The 25942-nt window shown below is 69.2% G+C and carries 22 protein-coding genes; 7 read left to right on the plus strand and 15 right to left on the minus strand.

Going from position 1 to position 25942, the window contains the following annotated elements; translation table 11 throughout:
• The first annotated feature begins 521 nt into the window (after positions 1–521).
• Complete coding sequence (locus tag VGB75_15505) at positions 522–1508, plus strand: hypothetical protein (GenBank protein HEY0168448.1); 987 nt, start codon at positions 522–524, stop codon at positions 1506–1508.
• A 44-nt stretch (positions 1509–1552) separates the two neighbouring features.
• Here VGB75_15505 and VGB75_15510 read toward each other — a convergent pair whose 3' ends face one another.
• Positions 1553–2125, minus strand: coding sequence for a hypothetical protein (locus tag VGB75_15510; GenBank protein HEY0168449.1), 573 nt, complete (start codon positions 2123–2125; stop codon positions 1553–1555).
• Between the two features lie 784 nt (positions 2126–2909).
• Between VGB75_15510 and VGB75_15515 the strand changes: the two genes are divergently transcribed.
• Positions 2910–3203: a helix-turn-helix transcriptional regulator gene (locus VGB75_15515; protein HEY0168450.1), complete on the plus strand. Its 294-nt coding sequence runs from the start codon at positions 2910–2912 to the stop codon at positions 3201–3203.
• Between the two features lie 85 nt (positions 3204–3288).
• On the opposite strand, the gene VGB75_15520 is transcribed toward VGB75_15515, so the two are convergent.
• The 3 genes from VGB75_15520 to mshA are packed head-to-tail and all read right to left on the minus strand — an operon-like array spanning position 3289 to position 5876.
• Positions 3289–4038, minus strand: coding sequence for a phosphoglyceromutase (locus VGB75_15520; GenBank protein ID HEY0168451.1), 750 nt, complete (start codon positions 4036–4038; stop codon positions 3289–3291).
• A gap of 60 nt (positions 4039–4098) precedes the next feature.
• Positions 4099–4620 carry a YbjN domain-containing protein gene (locus tag VGB75_15525; GenBank protein ID HEY0168452.1) on the minus strand — a complete coding sequence of 174 codons (522 nt, stop codon included), beginning with the start codon at positions 4618–4620 and terminating at the stop codon, positions 4099–4101.
• On the minus strand, positions 4617–5876 hold the full coding sequence (gene mshA, locus VGB75_15530) for a D-inositol-3-phosphate glycosyltransferase (GenBank protein ID HEY0168453.1): 1260 nt from the start codon (positions 5874–5876) through the stop codon (positions 4617–4619). The genes VGB75_15525 and mshA overlap by 4 nt, the downstream gene beginning before the upstream one ends.
• Positions 5877–6039: 163 nt before the next feature.
• On the opposite strand from mshA, the gene VGB75_15535 reads away from it, so the two are divergent.
• The gene (locus tag VGB75_15535; protein ID HEY0168454.1) at positions 6040–6801 is read left to right on the plus strand and encodes an SDR family NAD(P)-dependent oxidoreductase; all 762 of its coding nucleotides are present in this window, start codon (positions 6040–6042) and stop codon (positions 6799–6801) included.
• Between the two features lie 7 nt (positions 6802–6808).
• Here the strand turns inward: VGB75_15535 and VGB75_15540 are convergent, their stop codons facing one another.
• From VGB75_15540 to VGB75_15555, 4 genes are all read right to left on the minus strand, one after another.
• A complete protein-coding gene (locus tag VGB75_15540) occupies positions 6809–8089 on the minus strand; it encodes a GGDEF domain-containing protein (protein ID HEY0168455.1) in 1281 nt (426 codons plus the stop codon).
• Between the two features lie 695 nt (positions 8090–8784).
• A complete protein-coding gene (locus VGB75_15545; GenBank protein ID HEY0168456.1) occupies positions 8785–10011 on the minus strand; it encodes an MFS transporter in 1227 nt (408 codons plus the stop codon).
• Positions 10012–10181: 170 nt separating this feature from the next.
• Entirely contained in the window at positions 10182–11306 is a 1125-nt protein-coding gene (locus VGB75_15550; protein ID HEY0168457.1) for a GGDEF domain-containing protein, read from the minus strand.
• A 483-nt stretch (positions 11307–11789) separates the two neighbouring features.
• A complete protein-coding gene (locus tag VGB75_15555) occupies positions 11790–13142 on the minus strand; it encodes an MFS transporter (GenBank protein ID HEY0168458.1) in 1353 nt (450 codons plus the stop codon).
• 235 nt (positions 13143–13377) lie between these two features.
• Between VGB75_15555 and VGB75_15560 the strand changes: the two genes are divergently transcribed.
• A complete protein-coding gene (locus VGB75_15560; protein HEY0168459.1) occupies positions 13378–14232 on the plus strand; it encodes a class I SAM-dependent methyltransferase in 855 nt (284 codons plus the stop codon).
• A gap of 92 nt (positions 14233–14324) precedes the next feature.
• Complete coding sequence (locus VGB75_15565; protein ID HEY0168460.1) at positions 14325–16034, plus strand: GMC family oxidoreductase; 1710 nt, start codon at positions 14325–14327, stop codon at positions 16032–16034.
• Between the two features lie 90 nt (positions 16035–16124).
• Here VGB75_15565 and VGB75_15570 read toward each other — a convergent pair whose 3' ends face one another.
• The 6 genes from VGB75_15570 to VGB75_15595 are packed head-to-tail and all read right to left on the minus strand — an operon-like array spanning position 16125 to position 22186.
• A complete protein-coding gene (locus tag VGB75_15570; GenBank protein ID HEY0168461.1) occupies positions 16125–17444 on the minus strand; it encodes a formimidoylglutamate deiminase in 1320 nt (439 codons plus the stop codon).
• A complete protein-coding gene (locus tag VGB75_15575; GenBank protein HEY0168462.1) occupies positions 17441–18640 on the minus strand; it encodes an allantoate amidohydrolase in 1200 nt (399 codons plus the stop codon). Before VGB75_15575 ends, VGB75_15570 begins: the two co-directional genes overlap by 4 nt.
• A gap of 24 nt (positions 18641–18664) precedes the next feature.
• Complete coding sequence (locus tag VGB75_15580) at positions 18665–19594, minus strand: ABC transporter substrate-binding protein (protein HEY0168463.1); 930 nt, start codon at positions 19592–19594, stop codon at positions 18665–18667.
• A gap of 59 nt (positions 19595–19653) precedes the next feature.
• Positions 19654–20406, minus strand: coding sequence for an ABC transporter permease (locus tag VGB75_15585; protein ID HEY0168464.1), 753 nt, complete (start codon positions 20404–20406; stop codon positions 19654–19656).
• Positions 20403–21047, minus strand: coding sequence for an ABC transporter permease subunit (locus VGB75_15590; protein ID HEY0168465.1), 645 nt, complete (start codon positions 21045–21047; stop codon positions 20403–20405). The genes VGB75_15585 and VGB75_15590 overlap by 4 nt, the downstream gene beginning before the upstream one ends.
• Positions 21044–22186, minus strand: a complete 1143-nt coding sequence (locus VGB75_15595) for an ABC transporter ATP-binding protein (GenBank protein HEY0168466.1) — start codon at positions 22184–22186, stop codon at positions 21044–21046. Before VGB75_15595 ends, VGB75_15590 begins: the two co-directional genes overlap by 4 nt.
• Before the next feature lie 194 nt (positions 22187–22380).
• Between VGB75_15595 and VGB75_15600 the strand changes: the two genes are divergently transcribed.
• Positions 22381–23793, plus strand: a complete 1413-nt coding sequence (locus VGB75_15600) for an aromatic amino acid ammonia-lyase (protein HEY0168467.1) — start codon at positions 22381–22383, stop codon at positions 23791–23793.
• Positions 23794–23842: 49 nt separating this feature from the next.
• Here VGB75_15600 and VGB75_15605 read toward each other — a convergent pair whose 3' ends face one another.
• Entirely contained in the window at positions 23843–24511 is a 669-nt protein-coding gene (locus tag VGB75_15605) for a GNAT family N-acetyltransferase (protein HEY0168468.1), read from the minus strand.
• Positions 24512–24644: 133 nt separating this feature from the next.
• Here VGB75_15605 and hutU point away from each other — a divergent pair.
• A partial coding sequence (gene hutU / locus VGB75_15610) for a urocanate hydratase (protein HEY0168469.1) occupies positions 24645–25942 on the plus strand: 1298 nt, incomplete at its 3' end.

The following is a 25942-nucleotide window of genomic DNA, read 5'->3' on the forward strand; positions in this document are numbered from 1 at the left end:
CGTGCCTGCTTATACAACTAGATGACTTGTCTAATTAATCTCAACAGGCTAGATACTGCCTAGCCATTATTAATGGCTGCATAATAGACGGCTAAACTGTCATAGACAAAGTGTCTACCTTGCCAGCCTGAGACCCGTATCGTCGTCCACCACTCCCAGTGGTGCATAACTGTCCCTCCTTACGTGAGCCACTCACATAGCGGGAGCCCTCACACCGGCGTGTACGTTCCGCAGCGACCATCTGGTCTAATCGTCAACCAGTGGTGCCAGATCCGAACCTTGCGTGTACGGTCTGTAACGGTCAATACAGGGAGATTGCGGATGACAGCCGGCCTGATCAGTGGCAAGGCGCGGCCTGCCCGACCGCGCCTTAGCCCTGATGATCAGACGCGCGTGTTTACGGCCAGCCCCAGTGACGCGACATTGACTACACCCCCTTCGACCATCGTGGTCCGTGCCAGCACTTTCGTGAATTGCGCGCACAGACCGCTGGAAGTGCCTAAGTGCCGGCGGTTCCTGGAATGATCGGACCCGACGACGTCACCTTCCTGATCTTGGCAACGATCAGTGTCGCCTATTCCGTCTCGGTTCGGCGGTTAGAGCGCCTTCGGCGCGCCCTTGCCGAAGAGAGAATGCCCGACCTCATAAGTACCTGGACGTTCGCTGCCGTACTGACCCTGCCACCGATGTACATCGCCGCAGTAGTTACAGTCACTTATCTAGCCGAGTGGCCGTCTCGCAAAATTGTTAGACGTGCCAATCCACTTAAGTACATTTATACCGGCGCTGCTGCTGGCGGCTCCTGCCTCGCCGCTTCAATCGTTCTGCACGCAATCGGCGGAGTTGCCGGAGTAGCGCTCGCCATGCTGACTCTCTCCATCGTTGACATCGCAGCAATCGCCACGGCACTGGTGCTGGCTCGGCAGAAGCATGAGCTACGGATGTTCGCCAACCCACGAGCACATGCGGCCGAGGCCGCAACGCAATGTCTGGGCATAGCGCTCGCCGGGCTTCTCAGTTGGCACGTTGCTCTGGGCGTACTCGTGGTGCCGGCACTGCTTCTCGTTCACCATTGGTCGCTGCGGGAGACGGTCACGGTCGAGGAGGCCTTTGACCCGGTCACTGGGTTGTGGTCGGAGGCTGCGTGGATGGTGCAGGCGCAGCAGAAGCTGCATGACGTGCACGGCCACGTCGCGCTGTACATGATCGACCCGGATGAGGCCGGTCAGGAGGTGCGCATTCTGCAGACCATCGAGTCGGGCCTGCAACCCTCAGATCTGTTGGGCCGTTACGGCAGCCGGCAGATTCTGGTGCTGATCCCGGTCGGCCTGCCTGAAGGCGGGCCGTTCCTGGCCACCGGGTTCCGCAAGGACCTGGCCGCCGCCGGGGTGCGCGCGGCGCTGGGCTGCGCGACCACCGGCGACACCGAACTGGAAGGCCTGCTGATCGAGGCGATGTCTGACCTGATGGGCCGACGCGACGCGGCCGGCATCACCCGAAACTGGTAGCCGGACCGACTGTCTTTTCCGGCCCGGGCGGGAACCTCCCGCGGCTAGCTGCCTTCCGATGCTTGACTGTCCGGTCCTTGGACGACACCGGCCAGTGCTCTTTCAAGAGACGACAGAACCGCCGCGAAAGCGGAAAGCCCCTCTCCGCTGGCTGCCCTCCTTCGGTCCCCCATCTCAAGGAGGAGGTCGGTGGCGTGCCGCCGCTCGACGGTGGTCAACACCGAGACATCCACCGGTGACGCCGCAGCAGGCGTCGTGGCAGCAGGCGTCGTGGCAGCAGGCGTCGTGAACGCCTTGATCAGTTCTGCTACGGCCTGCGCCTGCTCGATCGTGAGCGTCCCGGTCGAGGCCGGCAGCATCGAGGCCAGCAACGACCGGTCCTCTGAGACGTCGATCTGAAACTGGGTGGCATAGCTCAACACCACCTCACGAGCGTCCACACCCAAAGCGCTCGCCGTGCCCTCGATGACCTCGCGCGACTTCGGCCAACCCCGCACCTCGCCCTTACTGATCTTGCCGAACGTCTGATAAGGCACCGAACCGCCAGAGCGCTGCTCGAGCTGGCGCAGCGTCAAACCGGTGGCGAGCTTCTGCCGCACGAGCTCTTCGATGGTCACATGTCCGGAGGCTGGGTCAACCACTGCGCTATCGACCCCTCTCGGTGGTGAGCGGCTACCGCAGGACTGCGGTGGCCGAACGGCGGCTTGGCGTCTACCAAAGGTAGAGGTAGGCGAACCATCCCATGTCCCGGTTCTCGGAACTACACGTCCGTGAATGTGATCATGAGTGTCTACCAACGCCACGCCGTTGTCAATCAATACTTGACAGATCACTAGCTGTCAGGCGACGATTTGTCGTGCACACGTGGAAGTTGAGCCCCTGAGGGAGACGCTGGATGAGGTTGAGAAGTGCCGAGACGCTGAGGGCTCTGATGCACCAGCAAAACCTCTCCCTCGGCGGGTTGGCGGCTGCGGCCCAATGCTCCAAGAGCTTCGTCTCGCACCTGCTGTCGGGCCGACGCAACACCTGCACCAGTGCTCTGGCCGACCGCATCGCGGAGGCGCTCGACGTTCCCACCCGGGTCCTTTTCGCGCCCTCCAAGTCAATCACTGATAGACAGTCTGGCCATGCCTCGCTGCCGCCGGCGGCTCCTGACCTTCCGAGCGCACTCGGGTCGGGTCTACCACAAGGCCGGCCCGGCCCTCGATCTGCCCGTCCCAGGGTCACCGGCCGCAAGGCTCGCCGTGCTCCCCGCTGCGGCTGGGTACCGCAGCGGGTCCTGTCGGGGGACAGGGGGAAGGCGGTGGAGTGGCTTTCGGGCTCACTCCACCGCCGCCTGCCTGGCGCGCTCGTCGGGCACTGCGCACACGCGACCTCACCGTTGCCGGAGGTGACTCCCTCATGCAGCTCCGAAGCCGCGACGCGTTGATCATCTGCCTGGAGGCGACCGGCATGTCCGAGCGGCAGCTCGCGCGGGTAGCCGGCCTCGGGCACGCCACGGTCAACCACCTGGTCACCGGACGCCGAACCCGATGCTCGCCCGCGACCGCGCGCGCGATCGAGACGGCGCTCGGCTGCGGAGAGGGGACGCTGTTCGAGAGCCCGCCTCCCGACGATGCGCAGTGGCGCCGGTTCGGCGGGGGCAGCCGGCATTCCGAGCCCGCGACGGACTCCGGCCTGACCCGCCGGGATTGAGCCGCCGTCGAGCGCTGAGCCACCCGCCGAGACCGGGGCCGGCCCGCCGAGACAGGGCAGTCCCGCCGAAAAACCCGGCAGGCGGCTACTTGCCCTGGTTAGCTACCCCTTGGATGGCCGCCTCGGCGGCTTCGGGGTCCAGGTACTCCGCCGGCCGCACCGGCAGCATGGTCGTGGCGTCGAGCTCGTAGCGCAGCGGAATTCCGGTGGGGACGTTCAGCGACACGACGGCCTCGTCGCTGAGGCCGTCCAGGTGCTTGATCATCGCGCGTAGCGAGTTGCCGTGCGCGGCGATCAGCACGGCGCCGTTGCGCAGGTCGGGCACGATGGCGTCGTAGAAGTACGGCAGCATCCGGTCCACCACATCGGCCAGGCACTCGGTGCGCGGCACGGTGGTCAGCAAATCGGCATAGCGGTCATCGCCCACCTGGCTGAACTGGTCGTCCTCGGCCAGCGGTGGCGGCGGCACGTCATAGGAGCGGCGCCACAGCATGAACTGCTCGTCGCCGAACTCGGCGCGCACGGCGGCCTTGTCCTTGCCCTGCAGCGCGCCGTAGTGGCGCTCGTTGAGCCGCCAGCTGCGCCGCACCGGGATCCAGTGCCGGTCGGCGGCGTCCAGCGAGAGCTGGGCGGTGCGGATCGCCCGGCGCAGCAGGGACGTGTGCACCACCTGCGGCGCCAGGCCGTGCTCGCGCAGCAACTGGCCCCCGCGCCGGGCCTCGTCCTCGCCCTTCGCGGTCAGGTCAACGTCGACCCAGCCGGTGAACAGGTTCTTGCGGTTCCAGTCGCTCTCGCCGTGGCGAAGCAGCACTAGCGTCGTGGTGGCGGCAGTCATGCGGCCAATCCTGCCAGGTCGCCGCGAGCCGCTCAGCGAGCGCCGGGTCGACGCACCCGCTCAGCGAGCGCGCTTGACGAAGCTCTCGAAGGCGGCGAGGTTGGCCATCGACTCGCCCCGGCTCTCGCGCCAAGCCCACTCACGTTTGATCGACGAGCCGAAGCCGAGTTCCAGCAGCGTGTTGAACGCCGAGTCGGCGTAGTCGAGCACCACCCCGAGCAGCCGGTCCAGCGACTGCGGGTTCACCGCGGTCAGCGGCCAGCGACCGGTCAGGTAGATGTCACCGCAGTCATCGATCGACCAGTACACCCCGAACATCCGGGCGTTGTGCGACAGCAGCCAGCCGTGGACCTGCTCGTGGTTCTCCTCCGGCTTGCGCACCACGAACGCCTCGACCGCCAGCCCCTGCCCGCCGACGACCAGCCAGCAGGCGGTCTTGAGCCGCTTCTGGCCGGGGAGGTTGGCGACGAAGGCTCCGGGCTGGGGCTCTTGGAACTCCACCTCGGCCTCGGTCAGCGTCTGCCTGATCACAGCGGCGGCTTCGGCCTGCTCGTCCGGACCGGCTGGCCGGTCAGCGGTCACCGCGCGGCCGAGCCTGTCAACGCCAGCGCGCCGAAGTCGGCCACCGCGTCCCGGTAGGCGACCAACAGGCCGTCTGCGGTGTGGCGCCAGGAGAACTGCTCGGCATGAAGCCGCGCCGCCGCACCGAAAGCGGCCCGTCGCCGCGGCGCCAGCAGCAGCGAGCCCAGCGCGCCGGCCCAGTCCTCGGTGCGGTGGCTGCCCACCAGGGCGCCGGTCCGGTCATCGAGCACCGCGGTCCGCAGGCCACCCACCGCCGCGGCGACCACCGGCACTCCGCAGGCCTGGGACTCCAAGGCAACCAGGCCGAAGGACTCGTTGTGACTGGGCACCACGGTCAGGTCCGCCGCGGTGTAGAAGTCGGCCAGCGCCGACCGGGAGGCCGGCGGCTCGAAACGGACCCGGTCAGCGATTCCCAACTCGGCCGCCAGCCGGGGCAGGGCCAGCGGGTCATTCACGCCGGAGCCACTCGGCGCCCCCACGATGACCACCTGCAGCCGCCGTGCCAGCTCCGGATCGCCGGCGACCAGCTGAGCGGCCGCCCGAAGCAGCACGTCCGGCGCTTTCAGCGGCTGCAGCCGCCCGACGAACAGCAACACCAGGGCATCGGCCGGTATACCGAGCCGGCCGCGGGCCACGCCGGCCGAGCCGGGACGGAAGTTGTCCAGGTCCACGCCCGGCGGCACCGTCACGATCTTGGCGGGATCGGCGTCGTACCACTCGACCAGTTGCCTGGCCTCGTCGTCGGTGTTGGCGATCAACCGGTCAGCCTCGGCGATCACCTGCTGCTCACCGACGATCCGGGCCAGCGGCTCCGGGGCGTCACCGGCGGCTAAGTGCTCGTTCTTGGTCCGGGCCAGGGTGTGAGCGGTGTGCACCAGGGGGACGCCCCACCGTTCCCGCGCCAGCCACCCGACCTGTCCGGACAGCCAGTAGTGCGAGTGCACCACGTCATACCAACCGGGCTCGTGCTGGGCCTCGGCTCGCAGCACCGCCGCGGTGAAGGCGCACAGCTGGCCGGGCAGGTCCTGCTTCGACAGGCCTTCGAAGGGGCCGGCTGTCACATGCCGGACGGTCACCCCCGGTTCGACCTCGACCACCCGGGGCAGCCCGGAGGAGGTGGCCCGGGTGAAGATCTCGACCGCCACGCCGGAGTCGGCCAGCCTGCGCGCCGTCTCCAGCACGTAGACGTTCATGCCGCCGGCGTCGCCGCCACCGGGCTGCTCCAGCGGCGAGGTGTGCACGCTGAGGGTGGCCACTCTCTTCGGCAGTGCGCCGTGCCTGGTTGGCCGCGATGAGATATCGCGTAGCACGCCCTGTCGCACATCGCCCCCTGGTCCGCTGCTTGGCCCGCTGTCCCTGCCACAACGCCGAACCGCCCCCGATCATGCCGCATCGGCGCGAATCGGTGAGAATGCAGTGATGGAGAACTCGCCAGGACTGGCCGTGGTGACCGGGGCGTCCAGTGGGATCGGGGCCGCGACCGCCCGCCGACTCGCCTCGGCCGGCTTCACCGTGTGGGCCTGCGCCCGCCGGGTGGACCGGCTCGCCGAGGTGGCCGCGGCCAGCCCGGCGATCACCGCGGTCACCCTGGACGTCACCTCGCCCGACTCGGTCGCCGAGTTGGCGGACCGGGTGAACGCCGAGCCCGAGGGCCTGGCACTACTGGTCAACAACGCCGGCGGGGCGATCGGGCTCGAACCGGTCGCCGAAGCCGACCCGGCGGACTGGCTGAGGATGTTCGAGACCAACGTGCTGGGGGCGATGCGGCTGACGCAGGCCCTGCTGCCGGCGCTGGAAGCCGGCCGCGGCGGTCATATCGTGCTCACCGGCTCGATCGCCGGCTACTCCGTCTATGAGGGTGGTGGCGGCTACTCAGCAGCCAAGTACGCCGCCCGGGCGATGATGGAGACGCTGCGCCTGGAGCTCAACGGCCGCCCCGTCCGGGTGTCTGAGGTGGCGCCGGGGCTGGTCGCCACCGAGGAGTTCTCGCTGGTCCGTTTTCGTGGCGACGCCACCCGGGCCGCCGCGGTCTACGAGGGGGTCGCCGAGCCGCTGACGGCCGAGGACGTGGCCGACGTCATCACCTTCGTGGCCACCCGGCCGGCCCACGTGAACATCGACTTAGCGGTGGTGAAGCCACTGGCCCAGGCCGCCCCGCACAAACTCGACCGGCGGCGCTGACCAGGCGCTAGTTGGCCAGGCCGACGCACTCCACCCGGTCGCGGCCGGCGCTCTTGGCCGCGTACAGCGCGCTGTCGGCCACGTGCAGCAAGCTCTCGACGTCGGCGCCGTTGTCGGGGTACAGCGCCACTCCGATCGAGGCCGAGAAGCCACCGAGCGGCACCAGGGGCGCGTCCGGGCTGAACACTTCCAGCTCACGGATCCGGGCCAGGATCCGATAGCTCACGGCCCTGGCGGTGGCCATGTCCACCTCGGGGAGGATCGCGACGAACTCCTCGCCTCCGAACCGGCCGATGCTGTCGTACTGGCGCAGCTCAGCGGTCAGCCGCTCGGCGACCGCGATCAGGACGGCGTCGCCGACCAGATGCCCGTGGGTGTCGTTCACGGCCTTGAACCGGTCCATATCGATGATCATCAGCGCGACGGTGTGCCGGTCGCGGGCCGCGCGGGCGATCTCCTTCTGCGCGATCTGGCGCCAGGCCACCGCGTTGAGCAAGCCCGTCTTGGGGTCGGTGGTGGCAGCCACCTCGAGTTGCTTGATCAACGCGCCACGCTGCAACACGACCAGGGGGACGATGCTGAGGAAGGACAGCCACGGCGTGAACACCAGCGTCAGGCCGGTCATGCCGCCAAGGCACAGGGTCGCGACCTCGAGCCCGTTCTCTTCGGCGGTGCCGAACAGCGCGCGGACCGGAAGCGGCCGAGCGGCCAAGAAGATGGCGCCGGCGATCATCGTCGTGTTGACGGCGGTGTAGGCCACCAACGACAGCAGCACTATCCCCGCGCCGCCGAGGCCTCCGGACAGGTGGGCCAGATGTGTCGAGGTCACGTTCACAATGGCCGAGCCGGTGAGGCAGGCCAGCATGACGGTGGCGGCGGTGAACATCTGACGGTAGGGATGGATGCCGGCGCGCAGTCGCAGCACCGTCATGGCCACCGCGATCAACAGCGCCAATAGCGCCGACAACCCCGACGGCAACGCGATCACTCCGGCGAACGTCCAGACCGAGGTCATGTCGATCTGGTGGCTGTCAGCCATCCGGATACGCATCCGCTCGATGCGCGGCGAGATCTGCTGGAACGCGGCGAACAAAGCGGCCAGCACCCCGAACCGGATCAGGTCCGAACGGGTCACCGTCTCGGTGAGCAAGGCGGTGACCGTCCACAGAACGGCTGCGACCTCGGCCAGCAACAGGTACCGAGCAAGGTCCTTGGGCAGTGACCACAGCTCCCAGGAACGCGGCGCAAACCTGCGCCTTCTCGTCTCGGGTGGCGGTGCCACTGTCATCCCGCTGCGCTCCAGACCCCTTGCAGTGCTACGAGCCTTCACAGTAACGGCTTCGTAGCGGTGTGTCACCGTGCTCAGAAATTCTCAAGTGGGGTGACAGAGAGCAACTGACCTACGTAAGATCAGTGACGACTGCGCCGCCTATAGCGCATATTAGCCAGGCTGGCAACTGAGTTGAGACTCGACGGACATAGCTTTGCACAGATTTGACACGGCCATACCAACACTGACTATACATTGAACGCAGAACGGGCAAGGAGGATGATTAGAACAAGCACGGTGAGTAGAGCAGGCGCAGGGAAAAAAAATACCTTTCAACCAAGAAAACTTTTGCGGGCTTCCACCCCGCCGATCGAGAAGGGAAGCAGGCCCACGTGAACAACCACGGCTGGTAGCCCGCGGCAAACCTCTCGCTCCGTCCGAACCCACGACCGAAAGGCCCCCCGTGAACAACCACGGCTGGTAGATCCACCCGCACTACGCGCTCCGTCCGAACCCACGAACGAGAGGGCCCCCGTGAACAACCACGGTTGGTAGACCCACCCGCACTTCGCATCCCCCGTCCGAACCCGAAGGAAAGGCCCCCGTGAACAACCACGGCTGGTAGCCCGCAGCACACTTCGCGCCCGTCCGAACCCACGAACGGAAAAGGTTCCCCATGAACAACCACGGCTGGTAACACGCCGCGCCGGCTCCTACCGGCGTTGCTCGACTACTTGTGCTGAGCCATTTCTGGCCCACAGCACGGTGAACCACACCGCGAGCCCCGTCCCCACCGCGCCGGCCAGGCCCACCGCCGAGGCGGCCCCGAACCGGCTCGCCACTATCCCGCCCAGCAGGATCCCGATCCCCTGGGCAGCCAGCAGCCCAGACGCCGCGACTCCGATGGCTTGCGCTCGCTGGCTGTCGGGAATGGCGCGGACGTATTCGGTGACCACCTGCACCTGGTAAGCGGTCGCCGCGCCACTGACCGCCCAGAGCGCGATCGACACCACGATGCCCGGGCGCAGCCAGCACACCACCAGGGGCAGTCCGCAGGCGATCGCGAGGCCGCACATCCACGTCGGCCTGGACGCGCTGGGAACGAAGCGCAGGAACAGGTAGGTGCCCAGCGCGGTGCCCGCGGGACCCGAAGCCATCAACAGGCCGACGCCGACGGGGCCGGCGCCGAGCGAGTGGGCATAGGGCGGCGCGACGCCCTCGGGCACCACGTACAGCCCGAGCAACCAGGACAATCCGAGCAGCGTCCGCAGCTTCGGGTCCTTGAGGACCAGCTTGGCGCCCATCGTGATCGAGGCGAGGTAGCCGAGCTCGGCGCTGAGCCCGCCGTCCGGCGCCGGACGGGGCCGGACGCCGAGGGTGATGAACAGCGCGGAGAGCCCGAAAGTCAGCGCGTTGATGCCCAGGCTGGCGTGGGCGCCGATCACCGCCACCGTCACCCCGCCGAAGGCGAACCCGGTCAACTGCGCCAACTGGTTGGTGATGGTGCGCAGCCCGGTCCCGACCACGTAGGCCTCGCCGGACAGGATCTCAGGTATCAGAGCTGATTCGGCAGCGCTGAACGGCGATCCTGCGAGCACCGCGAACACCAGCAGGGTGCAGACCGTCCACAGCGGCACGCCTGGGAGCGCCATCAAGCCGATCAGGACGGCGCGGATCAGGTCCGCGGCGATCATCACCCGTCGTCGGGGCATCCGATCGGCCAGTCCCGACAGCAACGCGCCGCCGATCAGGGCGGGCAGAAAGGTGAGGGCGTAGGCGAGCGCGGTCAGCAGCGCGGAGGAGGTGCGTTCGAAGACCAGCATCGACAGCGCCACCCGAGCCAGCTGGTCGCCGGCCATCGACTGCGCGTCGGCGAGCCAGAGCACTCGGAATTCTGGAACCCGGAGCACGTCGAGGAACGTCACCCGAGAAGCAGCCATGACTTTTTGCACGTTCGGGATCAACCTCGCCTTCGGTGACACGGTAACCGTCAGGCCGACCACCGGATACACCCGGTGCCCATTTGAGCACAAGATGGGCGATGGTCATACCCGTTCGGCACACAGAGTTCCAGAGGGGCTACCGAACGTATGCCTTGCGCGCCCCATCGTCACACGGAATGAGCGCACACCATGACTCGGTTGCGCCCGGCGCGCTTGGCCGCGTACAGCGCGGAGTCCGCCGAGTGCAGCAGGTCCTCCAGCTCGACGCCGTGCTGGGGGTAGCAACTGATCCCGATCGAGGCCGACAAGCCGGTCAGGGGCGGCTGGCCCTGCGCCGCGGTGGCCACTTCGAGCAGCTGGACCTGCTGGCGGATCCGCTCGGAGATCCCGACCGCGGCCAGCTCGTCCACCCCGGGCAGCATCGCCACGAATTCCTCGCCGCCGAACCTGCCCACCGCGTCGTACTGCCGCAACTCCTGCACCAGGCAGTCGGCCACCGCCCTGAGCACGTAGTCGCCCGCCAGGTGGCCGTGGGTGTCGTTCACCAGCTTGAAGTTGTCCATGTCGATGATGAGCAACGCCGCTGCCTCGTGCTCACGATGCGCGCGGGCCAGCTCGCGTTGAGCCATGTGCTGCCAGGTCGCGGCGTTGAGCAGCCCGGTCTTGGAGTCGGTCGTTGCGGCGATCTCGAGTTGCTTGGTGAGCACGCTGCGTTGCAGGACGAACAGCGGCGGCACCACCAGCACGCTCAGCAGCGGCTGGGTGGCCAGCGCCAGGGCAGTCAGCCCGCCGAGGCAGAGGGTGGCGAACTCCAGCGTCACGTCCTGCCGGTTTTCCAGCAATTCGCTGAACTTGACGGGCCGGACTGCCAGGTAGATGGCCACGAACAGGACGACGAAGTTCACGGCCGCGTAGGCCAGCATGGCCACGCCGACAGCCATCACCGCCTGGAAGGCCTGGCCGGCGCCGTCGAACCCGGCGGGGAAGAGGTTCAGGACCAGGCGAGCGGTCAAGCAGGAGGCGATCACCACCGCCGCGCCGAACACCTGACGGTAAGCCCGCATGCCACTATGCCGCTCGTGACGTAACCAGGCATAGCCGAGCACGACCGCGCACAACAGCACCGTCAGCGCCGGCGGCAGGATCAGGGCAGCGGCGAACGTCCAGACCGAGGTCATGTCGACGTGGCCGTAGGCGGCTAACCTGATGCGTAATCGAGCGATCCGGTGAGAGGTCTCTTCAAAGAGGACCCACAGACCGAGCAGGATCGCGAGCCGCGCGACATCTGACACAACGGGTTGAGTGTTGATAATCAGACACAAAGCCACTATGAAGATCAGTGCGTCGATAGTCAGCACGAAAGCCAACATCGCCCGCGGGGTGGCCCAGAGGTCCCACGAGCGGAACCTCGCCAGTGGCGGAATCGGTGCGCCGCGTGCTGTTCGGAACATACTTCCCCACCCGGTTGTCTTGCCTCAGAAGTTAGTGGATCGAGGACGGGTTGTCATCTGCGTAACCACCCATAAGTAGGAAAGCACCAGTACGCCCTCATAACATACTTATCGGGGCGAAGACGCGTCCAGAGGGAGGTTTGACAGATGCTCGACAACTGGCGCTGGCCCTAGACGGCAGGCCTTTGCACACCGATCACGACGTGAGGAGGCACAGCAATGCTCGACAACTGGCGCTGGCCCTAAACCACAGGACGCCAACCCGACGAACTCAAGGAGGTGACACGCTCACCGACGGGCGCTGGCCCTGGACCGCTGCGCTGCTCAGGCGGTGGATCGGTCTTCGACGACCCGGTCATCGGTAGGCGGGTCTGCGACCTGGTCCTCAGCCACTCGGCCCTCGGCGACCCGTTCGAGGGGGATGGGCAGCGTCAGCGGCGCTGCCGACTCCTGATGCGAGGTTGTGGAGCTGGATCGATGCCAGGCCCACGACAGCACCACCGCGAGCGCCGCGCCGAGCAGGCCGGCGCTCGCCACCGCGCCGTTGACGCTCCACACACTGGCGACGATGCCGCCGAGCAGGATGCCGCAGCCCTGCACCGCGAGCAGACCGGAGGACGCGATCCCGATCGCCTGCCCGCGCTGCTGGTCGGGCACCGACTGAACGAATTCGGTGATCACCTGCACCTGGTAGCCGAAGAACATCCCGGCCACCGTCCACAGGATCAGCGAGAAGGCCAGGTTCGGGTGCAGGACGCACAATGCGAGGGGAACCCCGACCCCGACAGCCATCGGGCCCATCCATCTGGACCGGATGCCGCTGGGCACGAAGCGGACCCACACGTAGGTGCCGATCGCGGTGCCGGCCGGCATCGCGGCCATCAGCAGGCCGGTGGCGATTGGGCCCTGGTCGAGGTCGTGGGCATAGGGGGCGGCCACCCCCTCTGGCACCACATACAGCCCCGCCAACCAGGCCAGCCCGAGCAGGGTGCGGAGCTTCGGGTCGTGGAAGATCAGCCGCAGGCCTGAAGACACTCCGCTCAGGAAATTCGGGCCGACGCTGTCGTCGCCCATGGAGCCGGCGACGGCCGCCGGCCGGGCCTTGATCGAGAACATGATCAACACCGCGGACAGCGCGAAGGTGAGGGCGTCAAGTGCCAGGCCCGCCCGGGCGCCGATCAGCGCGATGACCAGGCCGCCGCCGGCGAAGCCGGCCAGTTGAGCCACCTGGTTGGTGATGGTGCGCAGGCCGGTGCCCACTATGTAGTACTCACCCTCGAGGATGATCGGCATCAGCGAGGACTCCGCGGCCATGAACGGGGCCTCGGTCAGCACCGCCGCCACCAGCAGGACGCACAGCAGCCAGATCGGCACGCCGGGGATCGCCATGCCCCCCATCAGGACCGCGCGGATGACATCGCAGCCCACCAGCACCTGACGGCGCGGCAACCGGTCGGCGAGCCCGGACAGCAGCACGCCGCCGAGCATCGCGGGCAGGAAGGTCAGCGCGTAGGTGAGCGCGGTGAGCAGGGCCGAGGCGGTTTGCTGGAACACCAGCACCGACAGCGCCACCCGGGCGATCTGATCGCCGACCGCCGATTGCGCGTCAGCTATCCACAGGACCCGAAACTCGCGAATTCGGAGGACATCAGCGAAGGTGACGCGTTCGCTGGCCAACCCGTTCCTCGCAATTCGTGGTGTCCGATGTGGCTTCATACGTTAGCCGGTCGCCGGCTCGTATAAGCACGGTATCGGATAGTTCAAAAAGTACAATTCCCTGGAGGCGTCTGCATCCAAGTCAAGCCGCCGAACCTGCCTGGCTCACCTCCGCTCAGGGTCTTCACGTGACGATCGGGTCTTCACGTGTCGTCCCGGGACGCGCCGCGGGCCGGCATCGGGAAGGATCTCCACCGTGACCAAGCAGCCACGGCTGGCAGCCGGCCGGGCCAGGGCGCTCGGACTGCCGACTCGGGGCACCACCAACCCCAACCGGTTACGCCGGATGGACAACTGGATGGCCTTTCAGCTCGCCGACCCGCTGCGGCGGGCCGCGGTGCCGCTGGTGATAGACCTCGGCTACGGCCAGAGCCCGGTCACCGCCGTCGAGCTGCTGGGCAGGTTGCGCCCGCACCGGCCCGACGTCGAGGTGCTCGGCCTGGAGATCGACCCCGAGCGGGTGGCTGCCGCCCAGCCGGCGAGCGGGCCCGGGCTGAGCTTCGGCCTGGGTGGTTTCGAGCTGGCAGGGCGGCATCCGGTGATCGTCCGGGCGGCCAACGTGCTGCGGCAGTACCCGCCCTCAGCGGTGCCCGAGGCCTGGCGGCGAATGCGCAGCCAGCTGGCGCCCGGCGGCGTTGTCATCGAAGGCACCAGCGACGAGCTGGGCAGGCGGGCCAGCTGGGTGCTGCTGGACGCTCAGGGTCCGCTGAGCCTGACCTTGAGCTGTCGGCTGGCCGACCTGCAGCGCCCCTCGGACGTGGCGGACCGGCTGGTCAAGGCGCTCATCCACCGCAACGTCACCGGCGAGCCGATCCATCGGCTGTTGCGCGCGATGGACGCCGCCTGGGACCGGCACGCTCCGCTGGCCGTCTTCGGGCCCCGGCAGCGCTGGCAGGCGATGGCTGACAGCGTGGCCGCGGAGTGGCCGGTGCTGAGCACCCCCGCCCGGCACCGGCTCGGTGAATTGACCCTCAGCTGGGATGCGGTGGCGCCCCTGGACACGGTGGTGCCTGTAGACAAGAGCTCTATAGACAGCAGAAGGGGTCACTAGGCACTGTCCGAGGTGGCCGTCCAGCGAGCCCGGTTCGCTCGCGTGGGCGGGCATGGCTCCCCCACCCAGTTAGCTTCGCGAAGGAGACCCCGTTGGCAGCGCAGAACGACTACGACGTGCTGGTGATCGGCTCCGGCTTCGGCGGCAGCGTGACAGCCCTGCGGCTCACCGAGAAGGGTTACCGGGTCGGCGTCGTCGAGGCCGGCCGCCGCTTCGACGAGGGCACGCTGCCCACGACGTCCTGGGATCTGGCGAACTTCGTCTGGGCGCCGAGGTTGGGACTAACCGGCATCCAGCGGATCCACCTGCTCAAGAATGTCGTGATCCTGGCCGGCGCCGGGGTCGGCGGCGGCTCGCTGAACTACGCCAACACCCTGTACGAGCCCCCCGAGCCGTTCTTCTCCGACCCGCAGTGGGCTCACATCACCGACTGGCGCTCGGAGCTGGCGCCGTTCTACGCCCAGGCCAAGAAGATGCTCGGGGTGGTGACCAACCCCAGCATGACGCCCTCGGACGTGCAGATGAAGCGGCTGGCCGACCAGTTCGGCGCCGGCGACACCTTCAGGCTGACTCCGGTCGGGGTGTTCTTCGGCCGGGACGGGCGCAAGGAGCCCGGCGTGCGGGTGCCTGATCCGTTCTTCGGCGGCGCCGGGCCCGAGCGCACCGGTTGCATCGAGTGCGGTGAGTGCATGACCGGATGCCGGCACGGGGCGAAGAACACCCTCACCATGAACTACCTGGCCCTGGCCGAGCGGGCCGGCGCCACCGTGCACCCGCTGACCACCGTCACCGGGGTCCGGCAGATGCCCGGTGGCGGCTACCAGGTCACGGTGGTCCGCACCGGCAGCTGGCGGCCCCGGCGCGACAGCCGGGTGCACACCGCCGATCAGGTGGTGTTCTCCGCCGGCGCGTACAACACCCAGAAGCTGCTGCACGGCTTGCGGGCCAGCACGCTGCCCCGCGTCTCGGCGCGGCTGGGCCAGCTCACCCGGACCAACTCCGAGGCCCTGCTCGGCGTGTCCGGGGACCGCCATGCCGACTACACCCGCGGAGTGGCCATCACCTCCTCCTGGCATCCCGACCCGCACACCCATATCGAGCCGGTCCGCTACGGCAGGGGCAGCAACGCGATGGGCCTGCTGAGCACCGTCCTCACCGACGGCGGCAGCCCCGGCAACCGCATCGGGCAATGGCTTCGGGTGGCAGCCCGCGATCCCCGGGCGGTCCTGCGGACCGTGGTGCTCAGGCGTTGGTCCGAGCGGACCATCATCCTGCTGGTGATGCAGTCCCTGGACAACTCGATCACCGTGCTGAGCAGGAAGACCCGGCTCGGACGGAGGAGGCTGACCTCGGTCCAGGGCGGCGGTGAGCCCAATCCGAGCTGGATCCCGGTGGCCAACCAGGCCGCCCGCCAGCTTGCCGACAACATCGGCGGCACACCGGGCGGGACCTATGGCGATCTGTTCAACGTGCCCATGACCGCGCATTTCATCGGCGGCTGCCCGATCGGGGACTCCGCCGAGACCGGGGTGATCGATCCGTACCACCGGCTCTACGGCTATGGCGGGCTGCACGTGGTGGACGGCTCGGCGCTGTCGGCCAACCTCGGCGTCAACCCGTCCTTGTCGATCACCGCGCTGGCGGAGCGGGCGACGGCGCTGTGGCCCAACAAGGGCGAGCCCGATCCTCGGCCGGCGCTGGGGCAGCCCTACCGCCGCCTGGACCCGGTGCCCCCCGTGAGCCCGGTCGTGCCGGACTCCGCCCCGGCCGCCCTGCGGCTGGGGCCCACCCGGCTGGCCTGAGGACTAGGGCTGCCTCTGCTGCTTTGTGCGGCCTGAATCCGCGGTTTCACGGTGGAAACCGCGGACTCAGGCCGCACAATGGCTGACGGGTCAGCGCCAGAGCGGGGCGATGGCCTCGGCCAGCAGGCCGGCCACGTCGCCCAGGACGTGCCGGCCACCGGAGACCACCAGCCGCCCATCGACGAGCACCGTGTCGACGTCGGCCGCGCCGGCGACCAGCGTCACCTGCTCCGGTAGCGCGCCGGCGGTCCGGACGGTGTCCAGCCGCAGCGCCACCAGGTCGGCCCGCTGGCCGGGCGCCAGCCGTCCCGCGTCCGACCAGCCGAGGCTGGCGTGCCCGGTCATCGCCTCGACCAGCTCGGCAGGGGTGAACCGGCCTCGGCGCAGGCTGGCCAGGCGGGCGTCGAGCTCCAGCGCGCGCGCCTCCTCAAGCAGGTCCACGCAGGCATTCTGGTCGCTGCCCAAGGTGAGACGGGCGCCTGCCGCCGCCAGCTCCGGCGCCGGCCCGATGCCGTCGGCCAGGTCCCGCTCGGTGGTCGGGCAGAAGCTGATGTTGGTCCCGGCGCGGCCGTGCAGCGCGATGTCCTCAGCGCTCAGGTGGGTGGCGTGCACCGCGGTGTGCAGCGGGCCGCCGAAGCCGTGCGCGGCCAGCAGCTGGCTGGGACTGCAGCCGTAATGGGCCTGGGTGGCCTCGTTCTCAGCCGGTTGCTCGGAGACGTGGGCGTGCAGCGGCCGTCCGGCCGAGGCGGTGACGACGTCGGCGAGCTGGCCGGCCGGCACCGCCCGTACCGAGTGGATCGCCGCGCCGACCCGGGCGCGGTCGGTCTCGGCCCGGGCCAGCAGCGCCACCCGCTGCCGCCAGCCGGTCGCCGAGCCGTCACTGAACCGGCGCTGCACCTCGTCGAGTTCGAGGTGACCGGCCGGGCCGAGACCGCCGCTGAGGTAGCAGGTGTCCAGCAGGGTAATCCGGATGCCGGCCTCGGCCGCCGCCTGCAGCAGCGCGTGGCCGAAGGCGTTGGGATCGGGATAACGGCTGCCGTCGCGCTGGTGGTGCAGGTAGTGGAACTCGCCCACGGCGCTGATCCCGGCCAGCGCCATCTCGGCGTAAACCGCTCTGGCCAGCAGGTGATACGACTCCGGCTCCAGCCGCCGGGCCAGTGCGTACATCCGGTCCCGCCAGGTCCAGAAGGTGCCGCCGTCGCCGTGGGTGCGGCCCCGCAAGGCCCGGTGAAAGGCATGGGAGTGGGTGTTGGCGAAGCCGGGCAGCACCAGGCCGGGCAGCCGGACGTCCTGACCGGCCGGCGCGACGCCGGCCTCGACCCGCACCCAGCGGCCGGCCTCGGCGACCAGCCGGACCTGCTCAGCGACGCCGCCGGGCAACCAGCCGTAGGGCGCCCAGTAACTGCTCATCCGGCCAGCTCGGCCACCACCGAGGTCAGCGCTCGGACTCCGGCGTGGCAGTCGGCGAGCTCGGCGTGCTCGGCCGGTGAATGCGAGACGCCGCTGGGATTGCGCACGAACAGCATGGCGGTGGGGATGCCCGCGTTGGCCAGGATGCCCGCGTCGTGCCCGGCTCCGGTGCCCAGCGCCGGGGCGTCGGGCAGCACAGCGCTGATCCGGTCGCTCAGCGCGGCCTCAAAGCGGGTGGCCTCGGTCCAGGACTCCCGCAGCAGGCTGCCACCGGCGTCGCCGGCCAGTGCCTGCAGCTCGGCCACCACGGCCAGCACCTGCTCGGCGTCGGGGCCCCGGGCGTCCAGCCAGGCGGTGACCCGGGACGGAATCGCGTTCACGCCGTTGGGAAAAACGCTCACCTTGCCCATGGTGGCCACCGAGCCGCGTCGCTCGGCCGCCTCCCGGGCGGCCAGGATCAGCCTGGCGTAGGCCAGCATCGGGTCCCGGCGGTCAGCCAGCCGGGTGGTGCCGGCGTGGTTGGCCTCACCCGGCAGCTCGATCCGCCAGCGGCCGTGCGGCCAGATCTGCGAGCCCACCGCGACGGGCTGTCCCAGGTCCACCAGGCCGCGGCCCTGCTCGACATGCAGTTCCACGAAGCACTCGAGCCGGCCGAGGGTCTCGGGGTCGGCGCCGACGCTGTCGGGGTCCAGGCCCGAGGCCCGCATCGCCTCGGCCATCGGAGTCCCCTCGGCGTCGGTCAGCGCCCGGGCGCGGTCAGCGGGCAGCGCGCCGGTGATCAACCTCGACCCGGCGCAGGCGATGCCGAACCGGGCGCCCTCCTCGTCACCGAAGTTGACGATGCCGATCGGCCGCCGGGGGGCAAAGCCCTGTCGCCGTAAGGCGTCCACCGCCGCGAACGCCGACACCACTCCCAGCGGCCCGTCGAAGGCGCCGCCGTCGGGCACCGAGTCGAGGTGGCTGCCGATCGCCAGGCCGCGCAGTCCAGCCGAGGGCTCACCCCACCAGGCCCACTGGTTGCCGGCCCGGTCCAGCGTCAGCGACAGGCCTCGGCCGGCCGCCTGGCCGGCGAACCACTCCCGCAGGTCGTGGTCGACGCGGGTCCAGGCGAACCGCTGATAACCGCCGGTGGCTGCCGACCGTCCGATCGGGGTGAGCTCATCCCACATCCGGTCGAAGGAGGGCTGGTCGGTCATGCGGGCCTCGGGGTCAGGGCGGTTCTAGGCCAGCAGTCCGGCGTCGGACAGCCATTTCTGGGCGACTTCCTCGGCGTTCTGCTTCTCCAGCGACACCTGCTCGTTCATCTTGATCAGGTCCTCGGTGGTGAGCTTGGCCGAGACCGCGTCCAGAGCCGCCTTGACATTGTCCGAGGCCTTCTGGGCGTTGATCAGCGGCACCACGTTCTGGGCGGTGTAGAGGTCCTTGGGGTCCTCCAGCACGACCCAGCCGTTCTTGGCGATCAGCGGGTCGGTGGTGAAGATGTCACCGGCGTCGATCTGGCCGTTCTTCAAAGCGTTCTGGGTGAGCGGACCACCCGGGTCCAGCTTCTTGAAGGTCTTGAACTTCACCCCGTAGACCTTTTGCAGCCCGGGGATTCCATCGGTCCGGGTCTGGAACTCCGGCGGGGCGCCGAGGGTGAGGTTGCCCGCCACCGCGCTCAGGTCGGCGATCGACTTAAGGTTGTACTTGGCCGCGGTCTCCTTGGTGACCACGATCGCGTCCTTGTCCTCGGCGGCTGACTGCTTCAGGACGGTCAACGGCTGCGGCGTGGCCTTCTGCAGCGCGGCGTAGACGTCGTCACTGCTGACCGCGGTGGCGCTCTTGTCGAAGTACTGCAGCAGAACGCCGGAGTACTCCGGGATCAGGTCGATCGAGCCGTCCTTGAGAGCCGGCAGATAGGCCTCGCGACTGCCGATGTTGAGCTTGGTGCTGACCTTGACGCCCTTGGCCTTGAGAGCGCCGGCGTAGATGTTGGCCAGCACGACGTTCTCCTGGAAGTTCGCCGAACCGACCACGATGGTGTCGGTGGCCGCCGTCGAGCCCGCTCCGCCGGGAGCGGCCTGGGTGGGATCGGAACTGTCGCCACAGGCTGTGAGAAAGAGCAGGCCGGCGCTGACGGCAGTCGCGGCGAGAACGCGGATCGATGTCATTGTGGTGAGCCCCCTATGTCGATGACGTGATCATAATGCGGGGCCGCTTGGGCCACCGCTCAGCTCATCGGAGCGGTGGCCAACATCGCCTGCTGCCCGGCCGGGTCCGGCGCCCGCGTGCGGGAGTACCGGCCGGTGATGCCGCGGGAGACGACGTAGCGCTGGATCACTGCCAGCACCAGGTCGATCAGCATGGCCAGCAGCGCGACCAGCACCGCGCCCGAGGCCATCTGCGGGTAGTCCTGCTGAGCCAGGCCGTCGAGAAGGTAGCGGCCGAAGCCGCCCAGGGACACATAGGCGGTGATGGTGGCGGTGGCGATCACCTGCAGGAACGAGCTCCGCACACCGGACAGGATCAGGGGCAGCGCGTTGGGCACTTCCACCTGCCAGAGCGTCTGGGAGCCGCGCATTCCCATGCCCTTGGCAGCGTCGCGCACTGCCGGGTCGACCGCGCTGATCCCCGCGTAGGTGCTGGTCAGCATGGACGGGATGGCCAACAGCACCAGGACGATCTCACTGGGAATGAGGTAGGTCGCCGTTCCGGTGCTGGGGATGTGCGGGGAGATCAGGATGACGAAGAAGGTGAGCAGGCCGACCGTGGGCAGCGCCCGGAACGAGTTGGCCACCGCCACCACCACGAAGCTGCCGCGGCCGGTGTGCCCGATCAGCAGGCCGAGCGGCAGTGCGATGGCCGCCGCGATCAGCAGCGCGATCACCGAGTACTGCAGGTGCTCTCTGAGGTGGACGGGGATCCCGTCGGGGCCGTGCCAGTGCGAGGAGGTGGTGAGCCAGTTCCAGACGTCGGAGATCATCGCGCCACCGCCCGCCGCCAGGGCGTCAGCAGCCTGGCCAGCAGTCCGATCACCGAGTCGAAGATCAGTGCCAGCAACACCGACAACAGGATGCCCAGCAGGATGGGGGTCTGGTAGCTGAGCTGGAAGCCGTTGGTGAACAGCTGGCCGAGCTCTGGAACGCCGATCAGCGCCGACACCGAGACCAGGCTGACGTTGGACACCGCCGCCACCCGCAGGCCGGCCGCGATCACCGGCACGGCGATCGGCAGCTCGACCCTGAGCAGCCTGCCTGTCCTGCGGTAGCCCATCGCGGTGGCTGCCTGCAGCACCTCCTCGGGCACCGCGGCCAGGGCATCGGCCACCACCCGGACCAGCAGCGCCACCGTGTAGATCGTCAGCGCCACCACGACGTTGACCGGATCGAGGATCCTGGTTCGGAGCACCCCCGGCAACAGGATGAACAACGCCAGCGACGGGATCGTGTAGAGCAGGCCGGCGGCGGTCACCAGCGGCGGATAGAGCCAGCGGTGACGGCGGGCCAGCCAGCCCAGCGGCAAGGCGATCAGCAACCCGATCAGCAGCGGCAGCGCCGAGAGCCGGGCATGCCAGCCGAACCAGCTGATGATCTCCTCGGAGTTCGCCCTGAAATAGTCGATCACTGGCCGCTCCCGGCGGGCTGCCCGGCGGCGCCGGCGGGCGAGCGCTGCTCGATCAGGGCCAGCACCTCGGCGGCGGTCACGGTGCCGGCCAGCCGGCCGGCGTCGTCCACCACCACGCCACGCCCGCTGGGCGAGGACAGGCAGGCGTCCAGCAGCGCGCGCAGCGAACCGCCCTGACCGGCCACCGTGCCGCCCCGGTGCAGCAGCTGCTCGGTGACGATGACCCCGTCCTGGCCTGCCTTCGCCGAACGAGGATCGGCCAGCCGCAGCCACCCCTGCGGGGCGCCCAGGTGGTCCACGGCCAGCAACCAGCCGTCGGCGGACTCGGCGCCGGCCAGCGAGGAGCCCATCGCGATGGTGGGCTCGTCGCGGGTGGCGATCTCGCCGGCCGGGGTGAAGCCCAGCGCCCGGTAACCCCGGTCACGCCCGACGAAGGCCGCCACGAAGGCGTCAGCCGGTTCGCTCAGCAGCTGCGCCGGGGTGGCCAGCTGGGCGAGCCGGCCGCCGACCCGCAGCACCGCGACCTGGTCGCCGAGCTTGATCGCCTCATCGATGTCATGGGTGACGAACACGATGGTCTTGCCGAGCTCGTTCTGAAGCCGCAGGAACTCCTCTTGCAATTGCTCGCGTGCGACGGGGTCCACCGCGCTGAAGGGCTCATCCATCAACATGACCGGCGGGTCGGCGGCCAGCGCCCGGGCCACTCCGACGCGCTGCTGCTGGCCGCCGGAGAGCTGAGCGGGATAGCGGTCGGCGAAGTGGGCCGGCAGCCCGACCCGCTCCAGCAGCTCGCGGCTGCGCGCTCGCGCCTTCTTGCGGTCCCAGCCGAGCAGCAACGGCACCGTGGCGATGTTGTCCAGGATCGTACGGTGCGGAAACAGCCCCGCGTGCTGGATCACGTACCCGATCTGGCGGCGCAGCTCGTGGGTGGCGATGGTCGAGGTGTCCTTGTCATCGAGCCAGACCTTGCCCGAGGTCGGCTCGATCATCCGGTTGATCATCCGGAGCGAGGTCGTCTTTCCGCAGCCGGACGGGCCGACGAGGACGGTGATCTGGCCGGACGGGGCCACCATGTCCAGCGAGTCGACGGCCACGGTGCCGTCGGGGTAGTGCTTGGAGACCGAATCGAATCGGATCACGAGAGCAAGTCACCTTCAGGCCGGTCGAGGCCGGACGCCTCGAAGTGAGCGGACGCCTCGAAGTGAGCGGACGCCACCTGCTGTGCCGTTGCTGCTCAACGAGCATCAACGCGCATTGTTCCATCGCCGGATTGATCTGTAACCCTGGCGCCTGCGTGTGACAGAATCCGCCTCCGCGACAGTGGAGGGGCGCCTTGGCGATCCGGATTGACGGGCAGCGCCTCACGACAGCTCAGATCGGGGCTGCCGCGACCGGCCCGCTGAGAGTCGAAGTGAGCGAGCAGGCCCTCGACCGGGTCCTGCGATCACACCAGCAGGCGGTGCTGGCCGCCCGGCAGCGCCCGATCTACGGCGTGAGCACCGGGGTCGGCGCCAACCGGGCCGTCGATGTCGAACCTGACACCGAGGGCGCTCAGGGCCTGCTGCGCAGCCATGCCACCTCGGCCGGCAGCGTCCGCTCGGCCGACCGGGTGCGGGCCATGCTGTTGATCCGGCTCAACCAGCTCTGCGCCGGCGGCGCCGGCCTGCGCCCGGCCGTGGTCCACGCGCTGGCCGACATGATCAACGCCGACGCGCTGCCGGTCATCCGGGAGTTCGTCGGCATCGGCACCGCCGAGTTGTCAGCGCTGGCCACCACGGCGCTGGCGCTGCAGGATCGCTCACCCCGACAGGACCGGCTGGTGTTCGGACCGCATGACGCGCTGCCGTTCATCTCCAGCAATGCCGCCGCGCTCTCCGATGCCGCGCTGGCCGTCCGGTGCTTCACGGCCACCGCCCGGGCGGCGCTGGTGGTGGCCGCGCTGAGCTTCGCCGCGGTCGGCGGCAACGCCGAGGCCTACGCCGCACCGGTCGAGCGCGCCACTCCGATGCCTGGCGCCAGGACGACCTGCCGGCTGATGCGCACCCTGGTCGGCGCGCCCGAGCCGGCCAGGATCCAGGACCCGTACGGCCTGCGCGCGCTGCCGCAGGGACACGGCATCCTGCTGGACGCGCTCACCCAGTTGACCGCGACGATCGACGCCTACGCCAACGCGCCCTCGGAGAACCCCTCGATCCTGGCCGACGGCTCGGTGGCCCACCACGGCGGCTTCCACGCCGGGTACCTGGCCCTGGCCTGCGACACCGCCGCGATCGCCGCGGTGCAGTCCGGCCAGCTGGCGCTCAACCGGCTGACCTACGTCAGCGAGCCCAACCACACGGGGCTGGCGCCCTTCCTCGGCGACGGCACGGCTGGGGCGTCGGGGGTGATGGTGGTCGAGTACGTGGCCGCCGCCGCGCTGGGAGACCTGCGGGCGGCCACCGCGCCGGCCTCGACCCAGAGCATCACGCTCTCGCGCGGCTTCGAGGACACCGCCAGCTTCGCCTCACTGGCGGCCCGGCAGCTGCTCGCCGCCGCCGACCGGTATGAGCTGCTGGTGGCCTGCGAGCTGGTAGCGGCATTGCGAGCGGTCCGGATGAGCCAGCCCCCGCTGACCGCGCGCCAGGCCCGTGCCGTCGAGGTGTGCGAGCGGCTGTCGCCCGTGGTCACCGACCGGGACCTGACCGGTGACATCGAGCTCGCCCAGCGAGTGATCCCGGCGCTGGCCGGGCTGGTGGACGTGCCCTGAGCCGCGCACTGGCCGCGCGCTGCCCGGCCGGATCCCGCCTGGTTCGCTTCTAGGGCTGCCACTCGTCGGCGAGCAAGGCATAGCCCATGCCGTCGAGCCACCCTCGCGACCGATGCAGCGAGTCGCGGACGGTGTAGAGCTCACGGCGCATGCCGACCCGCTCCATCAGCCGCCACGACGCCTCGTTCTCGGCGAAGCAGTTGGCCGTCACCCGGCGCAGGGCGAGGTCGGTGAAGCAGATCCGGATCAGCTCGCGGACCGCCTCGGTGGCATATCCGCGCCCGGTGTGGTCAGGATGCAGGAACCAGCCCAGCTCGGCCTGCACCCCCTGCGCCTGCTCGGCGACCTCGGCCTGCGCCCAGGCGTCCTCGACGTTGATCATCAGATCGCCGATGACCGCGCCCTCGAGTTCGACGATGAGCGTCGTCGCCAGCCGGGCAGGGCTGACGAACACGGCGCGATGCTCCTCGAACGTGGCGGGGGCACGGGTCACCCAGCGGGTGACGGCCTCAAGCTGCCAAAACCCCCAGACCGCCTCCGCGTCGTCGGCCACAGCGGCGCGCAGGTGAAGCCGGGCGGTTCGCACCGGCCAGCTGAGGGCGTCCAGCGGGGAGCTGGCGACCGGCTCCGGACCGGCCTGGGACTGCGCCTGCTGACCGGTTGCCGGAATCACTGCCGCTGGCGGATCGCCGGCCATCGCCACCTGTCCCCTTCTCACGTGGTGCTGCCACCACTGCCGCCGCCGGCGTCACCGGCGTGTAGCCACCATGATGACCCCGCTCGGGGGTCGAGGACGCCACCCCCCGACCCCGGTCTGGCCAATCCAGGCGCGGCGAGCCACCATGTCTGGCATGACTTCTACTTCCCGGGTGATCCGAGCGGCTCGCGGCACGGAACTGACAGCAGTGGGTTGGCAGACCGAGGCGCCGCTGCGCATGCTGATGAACAATCTCGACCCTGAGGTGGCCGAGCACCCCGAGGACCTGGTGGTCTACGGCGGCACCGGCAAGGCGGCCCGGGACTGGCCCAGCTACGACGCGATCGTCCGGACGCTGACCACCCTGAAGCTGGACGAGACCCTGCTGGTGCAGTCTGGCCGCCCGGTCGGGGTGATGCAGACCCACGAGTGGGCGCCGCGGGTGCTGATCGCCAACTCCAACCTGGTGGGCGACTGGGCCAACTGGGAGGAGTTCCGCCGGCTGGAGCAGCTCGGGCTGACCATGTACGGCCAGATGACCGCCGGCTCCTGGATCTACATCGGCACCCAGGGCATCCTGCAGGGCACCTACGAGACCTTCGCGGCGGTCGCGGCGAAGAGGTTCAACGGCACCCTGGCCGGCACCATCACGCTGACCGCCGGCCTGGGCGGGATGGGTGGCGCCCAACCGCTCGCGGTCACCATGAACGACGGGGTGGCGATCTGCATCGAGTGCGACCCCAGCCGGATCGCGCGCCGGATCGAGCACAGGTACCTCGACGTGCAGGCCGATTCCCTGCAGCACGCGCTGGACCTTGCGGTCGAGGCCCGCGATGCCCGCCGCCCGCTGTCGATCGGGCTGCTCGGCAACGCCGCGTCCCTGGTGCCGCAAATGCTGGCCAACGGCGCCCCGATCGATATCGTCACCGACCAGACCTCCGCGCACGACCCGCTGGCCTACCTGCCGATCGGGGTCGAGTTCGAGGACATGAAGGAGTACGCCGCCCGCAAGCCGGAGGAGTTCACCGGACGGGCCCGGGCCTCGATGGCCCGCCACGTCGAGGCGATGGTGGGCTTCGCCGACGCCGGCGCCGAGGTCTTCGACTACGGCAACTCCATCCGCGGCGAGGCCCAGCTGGCCGGCTACTCCCGCGCCTTCGCCTTTCCCGGCTTCGTCCCGGCCTACATCCGCCCGCTGTTCGCCGAGGGCAAGGGCCCGTTCCGGTGGGCGGCGCTGTCGGGCGACCCGAAGGACATCGCCCGCACCGACCGGGCCGTGCTCGAGCTGTTCCCGGAGAACGAGTCGCTGCGCCGATGGATCACCATGGCGCAGGAACGGGTGCACTTCCAGGGCCTGCCGGCCCGGATCTGCTGGCTCGGCTACGGCGAGCGGGACCGCGCCGGCCTGGCGTTCAACGACCTGGTCGCCCGGGGCGAGATCAGCGCGCCGGT

It is taken from the genome of Jatrophihabitans sp. (assembly GCA_036399055.1).
GTDB lineage: Bacteria > Actinomycetota > Actinomycetes > Mycobacteriales > Jatrophihabitantaceae > Jatrophihabitans_A.

Bases quoted from the DNA above. Each gene is read 5' to 3' on its own strand.
- VGB75_15575 (HEY0168462.1), bottom strand. From the start codon at position 18,640: ATGACCGACCAGCCCTCCTTCGACCGGATGTGGGATGAGCTCACCCCG.
- VGB75_15515 (HEY0168450.1), top strand. From the start codon at position 2,910: ATGCAGCTCCGAAGCCGCGACGCGTTGATCATCTGCCTGGAGGCGACC.
- VGB75_15520 (HEY0168451.1), bottom strand. From the start codon at position 4,038: ATGACTGCCGCCACCACGACGCTAGTGCTGCTTCGCCACGGCGAGAGC.
- VGB75_15545 (HEY0168456.1), bottom strand. From the start codon at position 10,011: ATGGCTGCTTCTCGGGTGACGTTCCTCGACGTGCTCCGGGTTCCAGAA.
- VGB75_15540 (HEY0168455.1), bottom strand. From the start codon at position 8,089: ATGACAGTGGCACCGCCACCCGAGACGAGAAGGCGCAGGTTTGCGCCG.
- VGB75_15585 (HEY0168464.1), bottom strand. From the start codon at position 20,406: ATGATCTCCGACGTCTGGAACTGGCTCACCACCTCCTCGCACTGGCAC.
- VGB75_15570 (HEY0168461.1), bottom strand. From the start codon at position 17,444: ATGAGCAGTTACTGGGCGCCCTACGGCTGGTTGCCCGGCGGCGTCGCT.
- VGB75_15580 (HEY0168463.1), bottom strand. From the start codon at position 19,594: ATGACATCGATCCGCGTTCTCGCCGCGACTGCCGTCAGCGCCGGCCTG.
- VGB75_15505 (HEY0168448.1), top strand. From the start codon at position 522: ATGATCGGACCCGACGACGTCACCTTCCTGATCTTGGCAACGATCAGT.
- VGB75_15535 (HEY0168454.1), top strand. From the start codon at position 6,040: ATGGAGAACTCGCCAGGACTGGCCGTGGTGACCGGGGCGTCCAGTGGG.